The organism is Paenibacillus paeoniae, from assembly GCF_003388735.1.
Classification (GTDB): Bacteria; Bacillota; Bacilli; order Paenibacillales; family Paenibacillaceae; genus Pristimantibacillus; species Pristimantibacillus paeoniae.
The window spans coordinates 1,330,548-1,347,806 of record NZ_QUBQ01000001.1; the positions used below are offsets into that span (position 1 = coordinate 1,330,548).

13 protein-coding genes are annotated in these 17,259 nt (G+C 50.7%); 12 read left to right on the plus strand and 1 reads right to left on the minus strand.

Annotation, left to right across the window (positions count from 1 at the left end):
- The first annotated feature begins 79 nt into the window (after nucleotides 1-79).
- The gene (locus DX130_RS06025; protein WP_116043614.1) at nucleotides 80-925 is read left to right on the plus strand and encodes an ATP-binding cassette domain-containing protein; all 846 of its coding nucleotides are present in this window, start codon (nucleotides 80-82) and stop codon (nucleotides 923-925) included.
- Nucleotides 915-2,663, plus strand: coding sequence for an ATP-binding cassette domain-containing protein (locus DX130_RS06030; RefSeq protein WP_116043616.1), 1,749 nt, complete (start codon nucleotides 915-917; stop codon nucleotides 2,661-2,663). The genes DX130_RS06025 and DX130_RS06030 overlap by 11 nt, the downstream gene beginning before the upstream one ends.
- Here DX130_RS06030 and DX130_RS06035 read toward each other — a convergent pair.
- A complete protein-coding gene (locus tag DX130_RS06035) occupies nucleotides 2,640-3,290 on the minus strand; it encodes an HAD family hydrolase (protein WP_116043617.1) in 651 nt (216 codons plus the stop codon). The two genes, DX130_RS06030 and DX130_RS06035, sit on opposite strands and share 24 nt — an antisense overlap.
- A 230-nt stretch (nucleotides 3,291-3,520) precedes the next feature.
- Here DX130_RS06035 and lepB point away from each other — a divergent pair, with 230 nt between their 5' ends.
- From lepB to DX130_RS06085, 10 genes are all read left to right on the plus strand, one after another.
- Nucleotides 3,521-4,066, plus strand: coding sequence for a signal peptidase I (lepB, locus tag DX130_RS06040; protein ID WP_116043619.1), 546 nt, complete (start codon nucleotides 3,521-3,523; stop codon nucleotides 4,064-4,066).
- Between the two features lie 120 nt (nucleotides 4,067-4,186).
- Nucleotides 4,187-5,680, plus strand: a complete 1,494-nt coding sequence (locus tag DX130_RS06045) for a sensor histidine kinase (RefSeq protein ID WP_116043620.1) — start codon at nucleotides 4,187-4,189, stop codon at nucleotides 5,678-5,680.
- On the plus strand, nucleotides 5,658-6,347 hold the full coding sequence (locus DX130_RS06050; protein ID WP_116043622.1) for a response regulator transcription factor: 690 nt from the start codon (nucleotides 5,658-5,660) through the stop codon (nucleotides 6,345-6,347). Before DX130_RS06045 ends, DX130_RS06050 begins: the two co-directional genes overlap by 23 nt.
- Before the next feature lie 36 nt (nucleotides 6,348-6,383).
- On the plus strand, nucleotides 6,384-9,413 hold the full coding sequence (locus DX130_RS06055) for an efflux RND transporter permease subunit (protein WP_116043623.1): 3,030 nt from the start codon (nucleotides 6,384-6,386) through the stop codon (nucleotides 9,411-9,413).
- A gap of 136 nt (nucleotides 9,414-9,549) precedes the next feature.
- Nucleotides 9,550-10,422, plus strand: coding sequence for an NAD(P)-dependent oxidoreductase (locus DX130_RS06060; protein ID WP_116043625.1), 873 nt, complete (start codon nucleotides 9,550-9,552; stop codon nucleotides 10,420-10,422).
- Between the two features lie 59 nt (nucleotides 10,423-10,481).
- On the plus strand, nucleotides 10,482-10,880 hold the full coding sequence (locus DX130_RS06065; protein ID WP_116043627.1) for a DUF3889 domain-containing protein: 399 nt from the start codon (nucleotides 10,482-10,484) through the stop codon (nucleotides 10,878-10,880).
- Between the two features lie 236 nt (nucleotides 10,881-11,116).
- Nucleotides 11,117-13,525: a hypothetical protein gene (locus DX130_RS06070; protein WP_116043629.1), complete on the plus strand. Its 2,409-nt coding sequence runs from the start codon at nucleotides 11,117-11,119 to the stop codon at nucleotides 13,523-13,525.
- A gap of 26 nt (nucleotides 13,526-13,551) precedes the next feature.
- Nucleotides 13,552-14,484, plus strand: a complete 933-nt coding sequence (locus DX130_RS06075) for an ABC transporter ATP-binding protein (RefSeq protein ID WP_116045767.1) — start codon at nucleotides 13,552-13,554, stop codon at nucleotides 14,482-14,484.
- Nucleotides 14,481-15,398, plus strand: coding sequence for an ABC transporter permease (locus tag DX130_RS06080; protein ID WP_116043630.1), 918 nt, complete (start codon nucleotides 14,481-14,483; stop codon nucleotides 15,396-15,398). The genes DX130_RS06075 and DX130_RS06080 overlap by 4 nt, the downstream gene beginning before the upstream one ends.
- A 27-nt stretch (nucleotides 15,399-15,425) precedes the next feature.
- Complete coding sequence (locus DX130_RS06085; RefSeq protein WP_116043631.1) at nucleotides 15,426-17,192, plus strand: hypothetical protein; 1,767 nt, start codon at nucleotides 15,426-15,428, stop codon at nucleotides 17,190-17,192.
- The last annotated feature ends 67 nt before the right edge of the window (nucleotides 17,193-17,259 follow it).

The following is a 17,259-nucleotide window of genomic DNA, read 5'->3' on the forward strand; positions in this document are numbered from 1 at the left end:
CCATTATCATTAATTTTGGTTAACAAATCGAATTCTAGCACAGCCTTTCGATCCTGGGAAGAGGTAAGGGGAAATTTTTTTGACTCATCATGCTCAGCTTGAACTTAAACATATATCATATGCGCCAATTTCCTTGATCAGTGAATCGGGCGGAGACATACTTACAGATATTCAAATGACTGTACGACACGGCGAGTGGATCTCGATCCTTGGAATGAATGGCAGCGGGAAGAGCACCTTGTTGAAAGTAGCCGCGGGGTTGATTCGTCAAGGCGTTCGAGGCAGCTTGCACAGGGCGGGAATAGGGAGAGATAAGCCGATACCGATTGTGATGCAGCATCCGGACGCAGGCCTCATTGGCTCCACACCTTGGGAGGATGTGGTGACGCTGCTTGAGCGACAAGGCGTGCCTGCCGAAGGAATTGTTCCGCTGGCGGAACAATCGCTGAAGAATGTTGGTCTCATTAACCGTATGCATCAGCCGCTGGAAACCCTGTCAGGCGGTCAGAAGCAACTCGTTGCCATTGCTGGCTGTCTTGCTGCGGAAGCACCTATTCTGCTGTTGGACGAAGTAACGGCGATGCTCGATCCGGGAATGACGTCGATCGTATGCAGTCATGTCAGGCGCCTGAATCAGCAAGGAACGACGGTATTATGGATCACTCAGAGACTGGAGGAGCTGATGCCTTCGGATCGTACTTTGGTCATGTCGGAGGGGCGCATCGTTTTCGACGACTCCGCCGGCGAGCTGTTTCGGCGAGCATCCTCTGGTGAAGCCTTAGGTAGTCCAGGTGAGCTTCTAGGTTTTGAGGCGCCTTACGCAGTCAAGGTAGCCTGGGAGCTGGGGGCACAGGGGATTGAGCTGCCCTATATACCGCTAACCGTGAATCAATTGGCAGAGGCGGTGAGCTGGTATGAGCGCTGATTGGCTGCTTTACCATGTAGGCGTGAACGCTTTCGGAGAGAGAACGCAGCCGTTGCTGCAAGATATAAATTTGCATATAGAAGCGGGGAAAATGACCCTGCTGCTTGGACATAACGGCGCGGGCAAATCTACGTTATTGGAGAGTCTGGCTGGTCTGCGAGAGCTTGCTGCGGGGTCGATCAGACTGGGAGACGAGCCATTGTGGACGGAGCGCGGCAAAAAAAGGATCAATCGCGCCGTCATCGGTCGCATTGGCATTGCGATGCAGCAATCGGAAGCGCAATGGTTCGCTTCCACGGTCAGGGAGGAACTAGCCTTTTCGTTGCGTCCTTACCGTATCGATGGCTCAGAAGCGGAAGAGCGCATGCAAGCCGCTATGGCCAGCATCGGACTGGAATTGTCATTGCTGGGCCGGGACCCTTGGACGCTTAGCGGCGGACAGCAGCGAAGGCTTGCCATCGCTTGCCTGCTTGCTTGTCAGCCAGACTGGCTATTGCTGGATGAACCTACAGCAGGACTTGATACCGAGGGCATCCAGCGGTTGATAGGCATGTTGAATGAATACCGGGCGACAGGGCGCGGATTAATCGTGGCCACACATGATTTGGAGTCGCTGCTGCCTATAGCAGACCGTATTATTGTCATAAGTGATGGCCGAGCGTTCGAGACTTCCCCCGCTGAGGCTGCATTGACGATGGGCGCAGCCGCACCACAGGCGATGCAGGGGGAGGCGTTGCTCCGCAACAAAGGATGGCAGGGAGCGCTAAGTCCAGCGGGAATCACGCAAGGAGACGGCGAAGCTCAGTGGCAATCGCCTGAAGAGCTGGCCCTGTTAATGGCTGCCGAACTCCAGCGTAAAAGCAATGGAGAGACTCGTATACAGTCTCGATTGGTATCGCCGAGGTTCGCGGAGGAAGAAATGCTTGTACCGGAAGAGAGCCGTCTTTATGCTCATTCCGCAGATAGCGAATCGTCAAGCGGCCAAAGAGAGAATCGTCAGCCCAATAAAGAAATTTTTTATGATCCAAGAGCACTGGTGGCCGCTTATCTGATTGTTACAGCTGGATTATTGTCGCTTAACAGCTTGATTCAATTAGCAATGGGCGCCTTGATCGCCGGGGGTTTGGTGCTGCCGTTTCGAAAGCAGCTCATTCCCTTGTTGCCAATCATACGAGGTTTTTTATACTTCTCTCTTGTCTTTATCCTCATTGGAGCCGTATCGATGCAGCCGTTCGAGCTGCAATGGAGCAAGTCTGAGCCAATCGCGATAAGGATGCTGCAATTATGGCTGATCATGATTCTTGGGATGCCTTTACTTGCTTTAATGTCTCCGATCCGCCTGCAACGGGGACTGGAGCAAACGTTTGGTTGGATGGCCAAGCTTCGTGTCCCCATTCATTCGTTAAGTTTGCTGGTCATGCTGATCTTCCGCTTTATTCCGCTGCTCATGAGAGAATGGGTCCGTTTTGCCAAAATCGTAAAAGCGCGCGGGAAATCGACAGCCAGGGGCAACGGCATTCCGCTGCGACTGCTCACGTATTTGTTCATACCATATATTCGTGCAATCCTGAGAATGGCGGAGAGTATGGCTGATGCCTTGGAGGCCAGGGGCATTGGTCAAACCTCAGTTCGCACAACGCAAGGCTTTAAGCTCTTCTTCACAAGAGCGGACGGTGTCATGATTCTTGTCGCCGTCGCAGCGTGCGCGGTATTGCTAGTTGTCCGCTTCTGGCTGTAGCCTCATCCGGGCAAGCCACCGATCGGCTTCGCCAATCCAGCTGCCTTCGTGATCAGCTTGAAGCGTATGCCAGCCGACCGCAGCGCCTTGGCGCAAATTTTTGTCCTGATCATCAATGAACAGGACAGGCGCTTTGACGGGAAGCAACGCACAGGTGTATTCGTACAGCTCCGGCTGCGGTTTGCTCATGCCTACTTGATTGGAGATGGTAACCGTGGTCAGACAGGACTGCACCGGCTTCAGAATGGGTTGAACCCACTGCGCAAGATGATTGCTTAAGATATGAATGTCGGCATGCTTGCTCCACCGATCTATTGCAAGCAAACCAGGCAGCGGGGTCAGGCTTTCCATTAGGATTGCCTGACCCTGTTCTGCATTTATGGAAGGAATGCGGGAGCTGATCCACTCCCAGAATTGAGCTTCGGACCAACGCCCAATCCATAATCCACGACTGATTTCTTTTTTATAGTTGGCATAGAGCTGCTCCAATGGAGTCTCCGCATGTGTGGCAATCTCGTTCCAGAACCGGGGCGACAGATTGGTCGCCAGTACGCCACCGATATCAAGCACAAGCTGCGGACGCCGTCCTGTTGATGCTGGAACTTCCTCATTTATGTAGTTAGACATAATCAGGTACAACCCCTTTCACCCTCACTTTACCTTATATCCATTCGAATTGTCACGTGTGTCGAGGCCTTTCACGCGCGCTGCGAACCTTCATTATGCTGCAAGTGACTGCGAACCTCTCGCTAAAGGGAACGTTAGCACAAGTTGTTTCGTATAAGGGTTAGGTTGTAGACTATAAGCAGCAGTATAATTTTCCAACCAATTATATGGACGAAAGAGGTGGCCTCCTTATGGAGCAAAAACAAACTCAAATGAAGAACAGCAGATGGATTAAAGAAATAAAGGATTGGACATTGTCTCTTGGTATCGCAATCGTCGTAGCCTTGCTGTTCCAAAACTATGTTTACGCACAAACCGTGGTCCATAACATATCGATGCAAAACACGCTGGTGGATGGTCAAAGGTTGATTGAGGACAAATGGTCGTACCGGTTCACCGATCCGAAGCAAGGCGATATTGTCATCATTAACGGCCCAGAGCATAAAGACCGTTTGGTGAAGCGCGTTGTTGCATTGCCGGGACAAACCGTCGATATGAAGGACGGCTTCGTCTATGTGGACGGCAAAAAGCTGGAAGAATCGTATGCGAAAGGGCAGACCTATCCTAGAGAGGTGTCGATCCCCCTTACAGTGCCTGAAGGACATGTCTTTGTCATAGGCGACAATAGAGAACACAGCGATGACAGCCGGTCATTCGGGCCAGTGGCGCTCAACAGCCTGGAAGGCAAAGCGGTCTTCCGGATTTGGCCCCTGGGCGAATTCGGGGGACTTCAATAGTTAAGTGCATCGAAACGTAATAATTTTGTAATAAAAGCGTTCAGATTCGTTTAGAAATGAACTTTATGATAGACGATAGGTGAAGGATACGATTTCATCGCGCATACGGAGTGTGAAGTAGTGTCTATAAAGGTAAAGCTTTATATGTCATACCTGGCTATGGCGTTTGTTCCGATCATCTTGCTCATGCTGTTTATGCTTATTATTTTTTTTGCAGGTGAGAAGCATGATTTAAGGGAGTTTGGCGAAGCGCAGAAATACGAAAGCTTTAATCAGGCTATCATCTATGGGGAGCTGTCCTATGTCATTCGGGAGGATACGGCGAGGCTGGAGGATGCAGTATTTCTGAAGAGCTTTCAGGATCGTCTTATGGAACAGTGGGCTGGTTTTGTGTTGACCCGCAATGGTCAAGTGACAGTGGTATCTTCTTTTCTGCAAGAGTTGTCGCCGGAAGAGGATTGGAAGTCACTCATTGAAAATCCCCCCAGACAGATGTCATTCAATCTATACCGTTTCACCTCCAGCCAGATTCAGTTCGCGTATCCGGATGGCAGTCTGGGGGAGATGGTTTTATTCCACCGTTCGGATGCGGTGCCGGTATTCTGGCATCCACTGACGACGACCGCAGGTTTGCTTTTTGTAGGCTTGACGGGCTTGCTTCTGACCTATTTTGTCTCTCGCAGCATTATACGGCCGATCCAGTCACTTCGAACGGCAGCGCTCCGAATCAAGGAGGGTGATCTCACACATGAGCTTCAAACGAGGAAGACGAAGCTTGGCAAATTAAATGAGATTGCTCAGCTTGGATCGGCATTTGAAGAGATGCGTATCAGACTCAAGCATTCCATCGAGCAAAGTCTTCAATACGAGGATAACAGAAAGCTGCTGCTGTCGCATATCTCCCATGATCTGAAGACGCCGATTTCTGCGATTAAAGGTTATGTGGAAGGTATCCTCGACGGTATTGCCAATACCGATGAGAAGCGCGTGCGTTACATGCATACGATTTATCGGAAGGCAACGGATATGGACCAATTGATCGACGAGCTGTTTCTTTTCTCCAAGCTGGATCTGCAGAAGGTCGCTTACGATTTCAAAATTGTTGATATCGGCCGTTATGTAGAGGATTTTATGGACGAGCAGCGTTTCGAGCTGGAGAAGGCAGGTGTTGCTTTGAAGTTCGAGGATTATTCCGAGGGCGGATTGCACGTCGCAGCCGATCCCGACAAGTTGAACCGCATCTTCACCAACATCTTGAACAATTGTGTGAAGTATATGCAGCAGGATCAAGATGATCGGGATGATGTTATTTCGGTAAGAATAAGAAAGGAAGACGAATACGCCATAATTGAGATGGATGATACCGGCCCCGGTATTGACCTGACAGACTTGCCGCATATCTTTGACGGTTTCTATCGGGCAGAACAATCGCGAAACTCCGAGAGCGGCGGGAGCGGGCTAGGGCTTGCCATCGTCAAGCAGATTACGGAAGGGCATGGCGGCTTCGTCTGGGCAGAGAATTTGCCGGATGATGGAGCGCGTTTCTGCATCAAGCTTCCACTCACAACGGCGTTCAAGGCGGTGAACGAGCATGAAGAACATTTTAATCATTGAAGACGAGAAGTCGATCGCCGAGCTCGAACGGGATTATTTGGAGAGTCACGGGTACCAAGTGCAAATCGAAGGCCGCGGCGATATCGGCTTGCAACTGGCGCTCGAGGGCAGCTATGACCTGATTATTGTGGATGTCATGCTCCCGAAGCTGGACGGCTTCGAAATCTGCCGCGAGATTCGGGCAAGGCAGAATATCCCGATTATTATGGTTACTTCCAAAAAGGAAGAAATAGATAAGATCAGAGGACTGGGTCTGGGGGCAGATGATTATATGACAAAGCCATTCAGTCCCAGCGAGCTTGTAGCGCGCGTCAAAGCCCATCTTTCACGCTTTGAGAGGCTGACGGCTGATAAGCCAAGTCTGGGCCAGCACATTCAAATTCGCGGTCTGACAATTGACAAGCAAGCGCGGCGCGTTACGATTCATGACGAAGAAGCGATGCTGACGACAAAAGAATATGAGCTGTTGCTATTGCTCGCATCCCATCCCAATCGGGTTTTTGAAAAGGAGAAGCTGTTCGAGCGGATCTGGGGACTGGATTCCAATGGCGATGCAGCAACCGTGACCGTTCATATTAGACGGCTCCGCGAGAAGATTGAGCACGATCCGTCTAACCCCCAATACATTGAGACCATCTGGGGAGTCGGCTACCGATTTAAGGTATAGCTATAAAGAGAGAAATAACGCGAGGAGTGGAGAGAGTTGAAAAGTGTCATCAAGTTTTCATTGAATAACAAGTTTGCTCTATGGATCATGACCCTGATCATCCTGTTCTCCGGCTTATACGCCGGCATGAACATGAAGATGGAGACGATTCCGGATATTACCATTCCGATCGTCAGCGTAACGACCATCTATCCAGGCGCAGCCCCGGAAGAAGTGATGGAGAAGGTCACGAAGCCGATTGAGCAAAGAACGCGCAATTTGAGCGGCGTGAACAGCGTATCCTCAACCTCCTTCGAGAATGCATCCTCCGTCGTCATTGAGTATACGTATGAGACAGATATGGAGAAGGCAGCCGATGAGATCAAGAGCATCCTGTCTGAGCTGAAGTTCCCGGAAGGTGTACAGACGCCGGGCGTGTCCCGTATCAGCATGAATGCGTTCCCGGTTCTGTCGCTCAGTCTTTCTAATGAAAGTCTGGAGCTGGACCATCTGACCAAGCAAGTGACAGAGAACGTTTTGCCTCGCCTGGAAGGTCTTGAAGGCATAGCGGATGTTCAGATCTCGGGTCAAAACATCATGGAAGGCGAACTATCCTTCAACGCTGAAGCTTTGGCGGCAACGGGATTGACTGAAGATGCCGTGAAGGGAATCATTCAAGCATCTGCACTCACTGTTCCGCTAGGCATATTCGAGTTTGGCGACTCCGAGAAATCGATCATGGTTGACGGCAACATTGTAAATGAAGCCGATCTCAACAATCTTGTGCTCATGCCGGGCGTGAAACTAAGCGATGTAGCTAAGCTGACTATTTCGGGCAAAGCGGAATCCGTATCCCGTACAAATGGCAAAGACGCAATTGGCATTAACATCGTCAAAGCGGCAGACGCTAATACTGTTGATGTCGTCAATCGGGTGAAAAACATCATTACCGATCTGGAAGATGCGAATGAAGGATTAAACATTACGGTTGCGTTCGACCAAGGCGAGCCGATTGAAGCCTCCGTTCATACGATGTTGAGCAAAGCGCTGATTGGCGCCCTCGCAGCAATCGTGATCATTCTGTTGTTCCTTCGCAATATTCGCTCGACGATTATTTCCGTCGTGTCTATCCCATTGTCGATCCTAATGGCAATGCTGGCTCTTAAGCAAATGGACATTACACTTAATATTATGACGCTAGGTGCGATTACGGTCGCAATCGGCCGCGTTATTGACGATTCCATCGTCGTTATTGAGAATATTTACCGAAGAATGTCGCTATCAACTGAGAAGTTGAAGGGCAAAGAGCTGATTCTGGAAGCGACACGCGAAATGTTCGTGCCGATTATGGCTTCCACCGTTGTAACGGTAGCCGTATTCCTGCCGCTCGGATTCGTATCCGGCATGGTCGGAGAAGTATTTATGCCGTTCGCATTGACGGTTGTATTCGCACTGGCGGCTTCGCTAGTTGTCGCGATTACAGTTGTGCCGATGATGGCGCACATGATGTTCCGCAATGGACTAAAGGCTAATCAAGTGCATGAAGACAAACCGGGTCGTCTGGCGCTATGGTACAAAAAAGTGCTGCGCTGGACTCTGGATCATAAGTTAGTTACGTTCTCGGCAGCTATTGTGCTTCTGCTAGGCAGCGTGCTCCTGGCACCGATTGTCGGCTTCAGCTTCTTGCCTGCCGATGAACAGAAGTCGATGATTGTTACGTATAGCCCGGCTCCAGGCGAGACGCGTGAGCAAGTAGAAAAGGTTGCGCTCGAAGCCGAAAAAATCCTGATGGCGCGCGATGGCATCTCAGTAGTGCAGTATGCGGTTGGCGGACAAAATCCGATGAGCCCAGGCGCTTCAAAGTCGGGATTGTTCAACCTCTCCTATAACAAGGATTTCAAAGGTTTCACAGAAGAAAAAGAAAAACTTATTCCGTTGCTGCGTGAGATTGACGCACAAGGCGAATGGAAAGAACAAAACTTCACAGGTGGTCTTGGCGGCTCCACCATTACAATGAATGTGTACGGTCCGGATATGAAGGCCATTCAGCCGATTGTTGACGATCTGATGGCTAAGCTGGATGAAAACGCTGATCTGAAAAAAGTCAGTTCCAGCTTGTCCGAAACGTATGAGCAATATCGCATCGTCGCTGACCGCGACAAGCTTAGCCAATACGGCCTGACGGCAGGTCATATTGCGATGGCGCTTAGTCCGGTTCGTGATCGTCCGGTTCTTACGACAATTGAGAGTGATGGGGAAGACATTAATGTCTACCTGGAAGTCGAAGAGAAGTCGTACCAGAAGCTGTCTGATCTGGAGAATGTGATGATCATGTCTCCGCTTGGCATGGAAGTTGCCCTGAAGGATGTCGTTAAGATTGAAGAGGGCGAATCGCCGAATACGATTACCCGTCTGAACGACCGTATCTATGCATCCGTATCCGCTGATGTGTCGGCATCCAATGTAGGAGCTGTCTCCAGCGGCATTCAGAAGACGATTGACAGCATGAAGCTTCCAGGCAATATCAATATCGACATGGGCGGCGTAACGGAGCAAATGAACGAGACGTTCTCCCAGCTAGGCATGGCTATCTTAGCTGCCATTGCGGTTGTATATCTGGTGTTGGTGCTTACGTTCGGCGGAGGTTTGACGCCGCTGTCGATTCTGTTCTCGCTTCCGTTCACCGTTATTGGCGCCATGCTGGGCTTGCTCGTAACAGGCGAGACAATCAGCGCTACAGCGCTAATCGGGGCTTTGATGCTAATCGGTATCGTCGTCACGAACGCAATCGTACTGATCGACCGCGTCATCCACAAGGAAAACGAAGGGCTTTCGGTTCGTGAAGCGCTTCTGGAAGCCGGCGTAACACGTCTGCGTCCGATTCTGATGACTGCGATCGCTACAGTCGGCGCCTTGCTTCCGCTTGCATTTGGTTTCGAATCTGGCGGCCTGATCTCCAAAGGTATGGCCGTTACCGTAATCGGCGGATTGACAAGCTCAACGTTGCTGACGCTCATTATCGTACCGATCGTGTATGAATTCCTCAATCGGAAAAAAGCGAAAAAAGGCGTCTCAGCTGTGAAGTAAGCCTAATATAAACCGTTTGAACATTGCCGCCCAGTGGATGATCGTCCACTGGGCGGCAATTTTGATATAATGACAATAGTATAAGCGGAATTGAATCGAGCATCTCATTAAGGATAGACAGGGAGAGTGCAACAGGATGAGTCCTCAGTTGACGAAAGTAGGTTTTATCGGGACAGGTGTTATGGGTGCCAGCATGGCGAGCCATGTGCAGCAAGGCGGCTACGAAGTACATATTTATACGCGTACGAAGGAGAAAGCCCTTCCTCTTATCGAGCAAGGCTTGATCTGGCAGGACACGCCGGGGGATATGGCACGGATTTGCGATGTGATCATTACGATGGTCGGTTATCCATCTGATGTGGAGGAGCTGTATCTGGGGCCTTCCGGCCTAATTGATTCCGCTCGGAGCGGGACCACTTTCATCGATATGACGACTTCCAGCCCGGCTCTAGCGAAACGGATCTATGATGCAGCTATAGCACGAGGCATGCATGCGCTGGATGCGCCCGTATCGGGCGGAGATATCGGTGCGCGCAATGCGGCGCTGACCATAATGGCTGGCGGTGACCGCGAAGCCTATGAAACGGTGCTGCCGATCCTGTCGCGAATGGGCAAGCAGATGCTGCTGCAAGGCGCAGCCGGTGCCGGTCAGCATACCAAGATGGCGAATCAGATTGCGATTGCCTCTACGATGATCGGGGTATGCGAAGCGCTAATCTATGCGAAAAATGCCGGTCTTGATCCTGAACTTGTACTCCAGAGCATTAGCGCCGGAAGTGCGGGCAGCTGGTCGCTCAGCAATCTGGCGCCGCGTATTATTGCCGGCAACTTTGAACCGGGCTTCTACGTGAAGCATTTTATAAAGGATATGGGGATAGCACTTGACGCTGCTGCGGAGATGAAATTGGAGCTGCCCGGCTTGGCGCTGGCTCGCGAGCTGTATCAGCGTATTGCAGACGCGGGTCTGGGAGATAAAGGGACCCATGCGCTCTACAAGGCATGGGACTAATAAGTAGGCGATTCCATGCAGCTTACGCCTGTATGACTCAGCTATGATCAAAAAACAGCTTGACTGGTTACACTATCGGAATCTCTGCCATTTTAAGCAATAACGGGAGGTGGTATACGATATTAGGCCAGGTCGTTGTGAAAGCGATTTTCCTGCTGCTCAGCATAGCGAGCCCGGACACTCAGGCGGCAGTTGAACCTATTGCGGTTCAAGCAGCCGCTCCCGCTTACGCCAAGTGGGGCAAGCTTGCTATGGAAGAGACGGCGAAGGTTTACCGCGATGCTTCCATTGTAGACTATAAATATGAAGGAAGATTCGGCAGCACCGAGGGAGTAGCAGAGGAGCGATTTCTGCTGTGGCTGAGACAGGGGGACCGTCAATTCGGGGTTCGTGTATCGTTAAAGATTCAGTTGGAGACCGAAAATGTGCTGACGGTCAAGCTTACTGAGACGAACTAAGGCAGGATTGAAAATAGATTAGACGAATACCATGGAATGAATAGAAGCGCTTTACCAATAGATACGTAGGCATGCTCCTTTCTTAGCTAAAGGAGTATGCCTTTTTCAGTTGGTTAGGTTTCGACGAGACCTGCCACAGGTGGAATACCATATAAACTTTGGAAAACAAAGCAACCATTCCTCTCCATTATTCGTTACAATTGATAAAGGACATAGAACAGAAATGAGGATGTTGCGTGAAAGGAAGATTGAAGCGGATCATAGCATGGCATACGGCAATCGTTATCGCGTGCATGCTGTTTGCGGCCGTATCCATTCCAAAGGCTGCAGCGGCGGGAGAGCAAGCAGAAGGAATTACGATTAAGCGGACCGTAGGTTTTCAAGGTTCCTATAAGCAGAACAAGTGGTATCCCATCAGTGTAACGCTGACAAACCATACGAATAGTGATAAATCGGGCGAAGTGGTATTGTCCACGGCTACATCAGAGGGCAATACGACTGATCATATTGTTCCCGTTGATCTGCCAATCGGGACGGCTGTTGAGGTATCGTTTGCGTTGAAGGGAACTATGCTCAGCAAGGATACAGCTCTGATTCGATTTTTCGAGGGATCTTATACGAGTGGTAAGTCTATCCCGTTAATTGGGATGGATACGCTAGAGGGACGAATGATTAGCGGGTATACGATTGGCGTTGTCTCGCGTGATCCGGATACGCTTAACTTTATGCCTACGCTTAACGTAAAGGGTTATGAAATTACGGTGATACCGTTAACACCGGAAGAACTGCCGGATGAATCGGTTAAGCTTGATATGCTGGATACGATCGTTATTAATGATAGGTCCACAGCAGAGTGGAACGAGGCTTCCGTGAAAGCAATCAAAGACTGGGTAATCAAAGGCGGGACGCTTGTCCTGTCAGGCGGTGCCGGCTATGCCAAAACGTCCGAGGCCTTCCGTGACATTGCGCCCGTAGAAGCGACGGGGCTCTCTGAACTGGTCAATGTGGATAGGCTGTCTGTCTTAGGGGGCGGCGCAGAACTTAAGCTGGAAAAGCCGATCACCCTATCCAGCGGTCGAGTCGTTTCGGGAACAATCGAGTTGGCCGATGGCAGCTTGCCCCTGGCGGTGAGCCGTGAGGTTGGCTTTGGCTCCGTTCTCTATGTGGCCTTTGATCCTTCCTTGGCCCCATTATCCAATTGGGTGGGAAGCGCTACACTGTGGTCCAAGCTGTTGAAGCATTCACTGTCGAATCCATTAAGTGCGGGTGGTGCAGGCATCAGTAGAATGGGCGGATCCTTCTACAATGACTTGCAGAGCGGGTTGAAAGCGGCGATTGATCAGTTTCCTTCGATCAAACCGCCATCCTTTTCATTGCTGCTCCTGATGTTTGGATTGTATGTCTTAATAGTGGGACCGCTGTTGTATGGGCTATTGGCAAAGACAGACCGCAGGGAATGGGCGTGGTGGCTGATTCCTTCCGTTTCCATTATCACAGGCGTTTTGGTGCTCTTCATTGGGGCGGGAGATAAGCGAAGCACACAGGTACATACGATTGAAATTATTGAGATATCAGCTAATGGCCCAGCGGTGCTCTCGGGTGCGACAGCGATCTTTAGTCCCACAGGCGGGACAATAACGGCCGATTTCGCTGAGAAGAGGCAGCTTGGCATGTATTCGGACAATTATGGAAGTGATTCGCTGCTCTTGAACGGTAATTTTCAGTTAATTGACCGGACGGATCGTATTCAGGCCGTATGGCGCTCTGTATCCTATTGGTCGACTCGAAAATTGTGGATGGAACGAGCGGTTGCGGACTCTGCCGTCATCGGCAGCTTGAGGGCGGAATACCGGGAGGACAATGGCTCGCTCCAGATCGTAGTCACGAATGAGACAGGAGTTGATTTGAACAACGTGTCGCTCGTGATCAATTCGCAGGTGAAGACGGGAGGAGACTTGAAAGCGGGAGAAAGCTATACGTTTAGCAATGTGAGCTATAACCTCTCTCTGATTATAGGCAGCTATTACGACTACTCCGGCATGATCTTCCCTTACAGTCCCACAAGCGACAGAGATGAATGGCAACGGGAGCGGAGTGTGACGAGTAGTTACTTTGCCCAATTCATCAACAAAACGGAACCATTATCACCTGTCATCGTCGGATATAGTACCGATCATGACAGCAAATATACGGTGAATGGCGGGAAAGTGAAAGCCGATAATCTGAAGATGTGGGTTCAGGAACTTCAGCCAGTTAATCAAATCGGGGGTCGTGTTATCGTTCCAGCCGGTACGATAAATCCGCTTATTTCCTCCAATACATTGCAAAGTATGCAAAGCTACGGCAATGGTGTGATCCAGGTAGGTCCAGGGGAGGCCGAGCTGGAATATGCTATTCCAAACAGTGAGCATGTCGCTTATGACAAACTGGATGTCCAATTCGCGCAAGGATTTAACACTTCGGATGTTACCTGGAGTATCTGGCATGAATCGACTGGTCAGTGGCAGCCTATTAGGTCCAACCTTGGAGCTCCTCATGATTATTTCACTAAATTTGACACAATACGAATTAAGCTTGAGGTTCTCAATCATAGCGAGGCGGTGTTCCCGTATGTAGTCCTTGAAGGAGAGGAGCTAAGTCCATGAACGAGCAAACATTACAAGAACAGCCCATGATCGAGATTCGCGGACTGGTCAAGCAATTTGGCAGCTTCCATGCGCTTGAGGGAATCGACCTGACAATTGCAAAAGGGACGGTGTTCGGGTTTGTAGGTCCCAACGGGGCGGGCAAATCGACTACGATGGCAATCCTTGCTACACTAATGGCGCCAAGTTCGGGCTATGCCAAGGTGGACGGCTACGATGTGTCAGTGAATCCGCACGAGGTTCGGAAAAGAATCGGATATATGCCCGATTTTTTCGGTGTGTATGATCAGTTCAAGACTACCGAGTATTTGCATTTTTACGGTGCAAGCTATGGTATTCCGAAGGCAGAGCGGGAAGTGCTAATTCCCCAATTGCTTGAGCTTGTGAATCTTAGCGATAAGAAGGACGCTTATGTCGATACGTTGTCTCGCGGGATGAAGCAAAGGCTTTGTCTCGCTCGTTGTCTGGTGCATGACCCTGAGCTGCTCATCTTGGATGAGCCGGCCTCTGGACTTGATCCGCGCGCCAGAATCGAGATGCGCGAAATATTGAAGGAATTGAAGGCAATGGGGAAGACGATTATTATATCCTCCCATATTCTTCCTGAGCTTGCGGAGATGGTGGATGAAATTGGTGTCATTGAACATGGTTCAATGGTCGCTGTAGGCAATGTAGCCGATATTCAAAACAGACTGCGAGTCAAGCGCTTTCTGCATGTTCGCCTACTGGGACGTGAGGAGGAAGCGGAGTCCTTTTTGCGTGATCAGCCTTATGTCAATCGATTGCTTCGAGATGATAAAGGCTGGCAGATCCATTTTGGCGGCCATGACGAGGAACAAGCCATGCTGCTGGAATCACTGATGGCTGCTGGATTTCGCGTCGTATCCTTCAGTGAGGCGCAGACGAATCTGGAAGATGTGTTTCTGGAAATTACGCGGGGAGGAGGCGGAGCCGAATGAGAAGAAATGAGACAAGAGGACGGCTTGGCAGGTTTGATCTAATCAATCCTGTGTTGGATAAGGAAATTAAGCTGCGCATGAGATCGCCCAGAACGATGTGGACCCTATTTTTCTATCTGTTGGCGATTGGGTTTCTGGCTTTCGTTGCAATCTATTTGACTCAGGAATTGTCTGGTCGAAACGGTGCTGCCTTTAATCCCGAGCAGAGCAAGATGTTGTTCTATTTCTTGACAATGGCGCAGCTTGGTTTGGTCGCGTTCATGGCACCTGGCCTAACCGCAGGTGTAATAAGCGGCGAACGTGAGAAGCAGACATTAAATCTGCTGCTGACGACACAACAAAGCTCCGCAACGATTATTATTAGCAAGCTGTTGTCATCGCTTAGCTTTATGGTTCTGATTGTGCTTAGCACCATTCCGATCTACAGCATGGTGTTCCTGTACGGAGGCATCTCACCCAAACAGTTGGTTCTCGTCTTTTTATTCTATTTGTTCATTATGCTGACACTAGGTTCTATTGGTATATTTTTCTCTACCCTGCTGAAGCGGACGATGCTATCGGTAATTTCTACGTATGGCGTCACTCTGTTCATTTTTGCTGGGACGGCTATGCTCTATTTTGTAATGTTGAGCATTACAACGAATTACTATTATTCGCAACCTGCCGGAAGTGGCTCTACCTACAATTGGGTAGGCCATATCATCGCGATGAATCCGGTAGCGGCGCTCATGAGTATTTTAGAGCCTTCTCTATCGGATCAAGTATTTATGGTACATAGAAACGCCGGGCCAGTCAGGGGAGAAGCTCCTATGCCGCTATGGCTGGAGTTCATGCTGGCTTACACGATAATCTCAGCAATCGCACTATGGATTGCCGTACGCAAGCTCAGACCAGTATCAAGAAGACGACGCTAAACCTGGCCTAAAAGGAGGGAAAGGCAGATGGCAAATGATCCGTTAATCGAACAATTAAAGCCGGTACGTCGCCGATTAACGCTGTTCAGATTGTCGCGTATGACACTGTTGGGGTTGTTGGCAGGAAGTCTGGCTGGCGTTTTTGTGCTCGGCGTCGCAAGGTTATGGCTGCTGCTCTATGCCTCCTTGTTCTTCTTCTTCTTCGTTATGGCCGGACTGATCACAGGTCTGCTGTTTGGCTTATGGAATAGGGCAACGGCTAAGGAAGCCGCAATAGAAATGGATAAATCCGTGACGGAAGATGCTATTGTAACAGCGCTCGAAGGTCTGGAAGCTTACGGAGCCAACAAGCAAGAGCCAGCTATTGTAAAGCTCCAACGGGAAGATGCGACGGAGGCAGCTAATCGCTATGTCTCCGAATTGAATAAGCGATTGCCATGGCCTTCATGGCGTTCGGCACGTGTCATGCTATTCGGGCTGTGCGCGGTTTGGACGGGAATTGCCATTATGCTTATTCTTCCTAATCCCCTTCAAGAGCGGGCAGTGGCGCAAGCGGAAATGAAGATGTCTGTCGATGAGCTGGAACTGGAAGCCAAGTTGATAGAGGAAGAATTGGAGAGGCTTTCACTACCGCAGGATGTCAAGGAAGCATTGACCAAACCGCTTGACAAGCTGCGAGAGGAGCTGGTGTCTGGCGGATTGAAACCTGTTGAGGTGCTGGAGAAGCTGGATCAAGCGATGCGAGAGATTGAGCGTGTGGCTAATGCAGCCAAGGAAGCCTTGCAGAGATTGAACACTGCCGCCGAAGCCATGAACAGACAGCCGCTATTGCGTCCGTTAGGCGCAGCGCTGCAGGATCGCGATTCGGCGGCAATGGAGCAAGCTGTCGATCATATTCGCTCCAGCTTGAGTCGGCTGACGCCTGCGGAGCGCAAGGAACTGGCGGAGACGCTAGAGGGGCTGGCGTCGCAGATGCAGGAGCAGGGCGATGGCGCCGATAAGCTGGCGGCAGCGTTCGGAGAGGCGGCGCGGCAAGTGCGAGACAACAGCGAAGCTGATCAGAATAGCGGCGAAGATGCGCTATCCCAGCTAAGGAATCAGCTTGCAAGCGAGCTATCGCAGGGGGAACTGGAGCAACTGGCTCGCTCCATGTCGGAGCAGCTTGACCGCAGCGGTCAGGCTATTGCGGAGGGCATGCGCAGTCAAGGTTTAGGGGGTTCTATTCCGCCGTCATGGAGAGGGAATTCCCAGGATGGTTCCAGAACCCCCGGAGGAGGAACGTCCGGCGAGCAGCCGACCTCAGGGAGCAATGGTACATCGAACCCCGGCTCTAATGGCGGTCAGGGGAGTGGAAGCAGACCAGACAGCGGCCAAGGAGCAGAGTCTGGTGCCGGCCAAGGAAACGGAGGCGGTATAGGTTCTGCCGGCAGCCAAGAGAGTGGAGGTGGCGTAGGCTCTGGCAGTGGTCAAGGGAATGAAAGCGGCACAGGTTCTGGCAACGGCCAAGGAAGCGGCAACGGAGCTGGATTAGGCGCAGGCAGCCGGACGTTAGTGACGACACCCCGTACGATGGCTGGTTCAGGCGATGTCTATCAGGATGGCGGACCCTCCTCCGGCGGGCAAATCGAGCAAGGCGGTCAGTCCCCCATAATGGATGGGGTGACCCGCCCTTATGAAGAGGTATATAGCGAATATGCTGCAGAAGCCAGGCAGTCGCTTGGCAGATCTTCCCTTCCTGCTAGCATGCAGGATAAGGTAAAGCAGTATTTTGACGAGATCCAGCCCAATCGATAAATGCCAATAAGGAAAAAGATAGGTAGCCATCAGCTATTACGCGTGAAAGGCTGATAGAGAAGCGGAG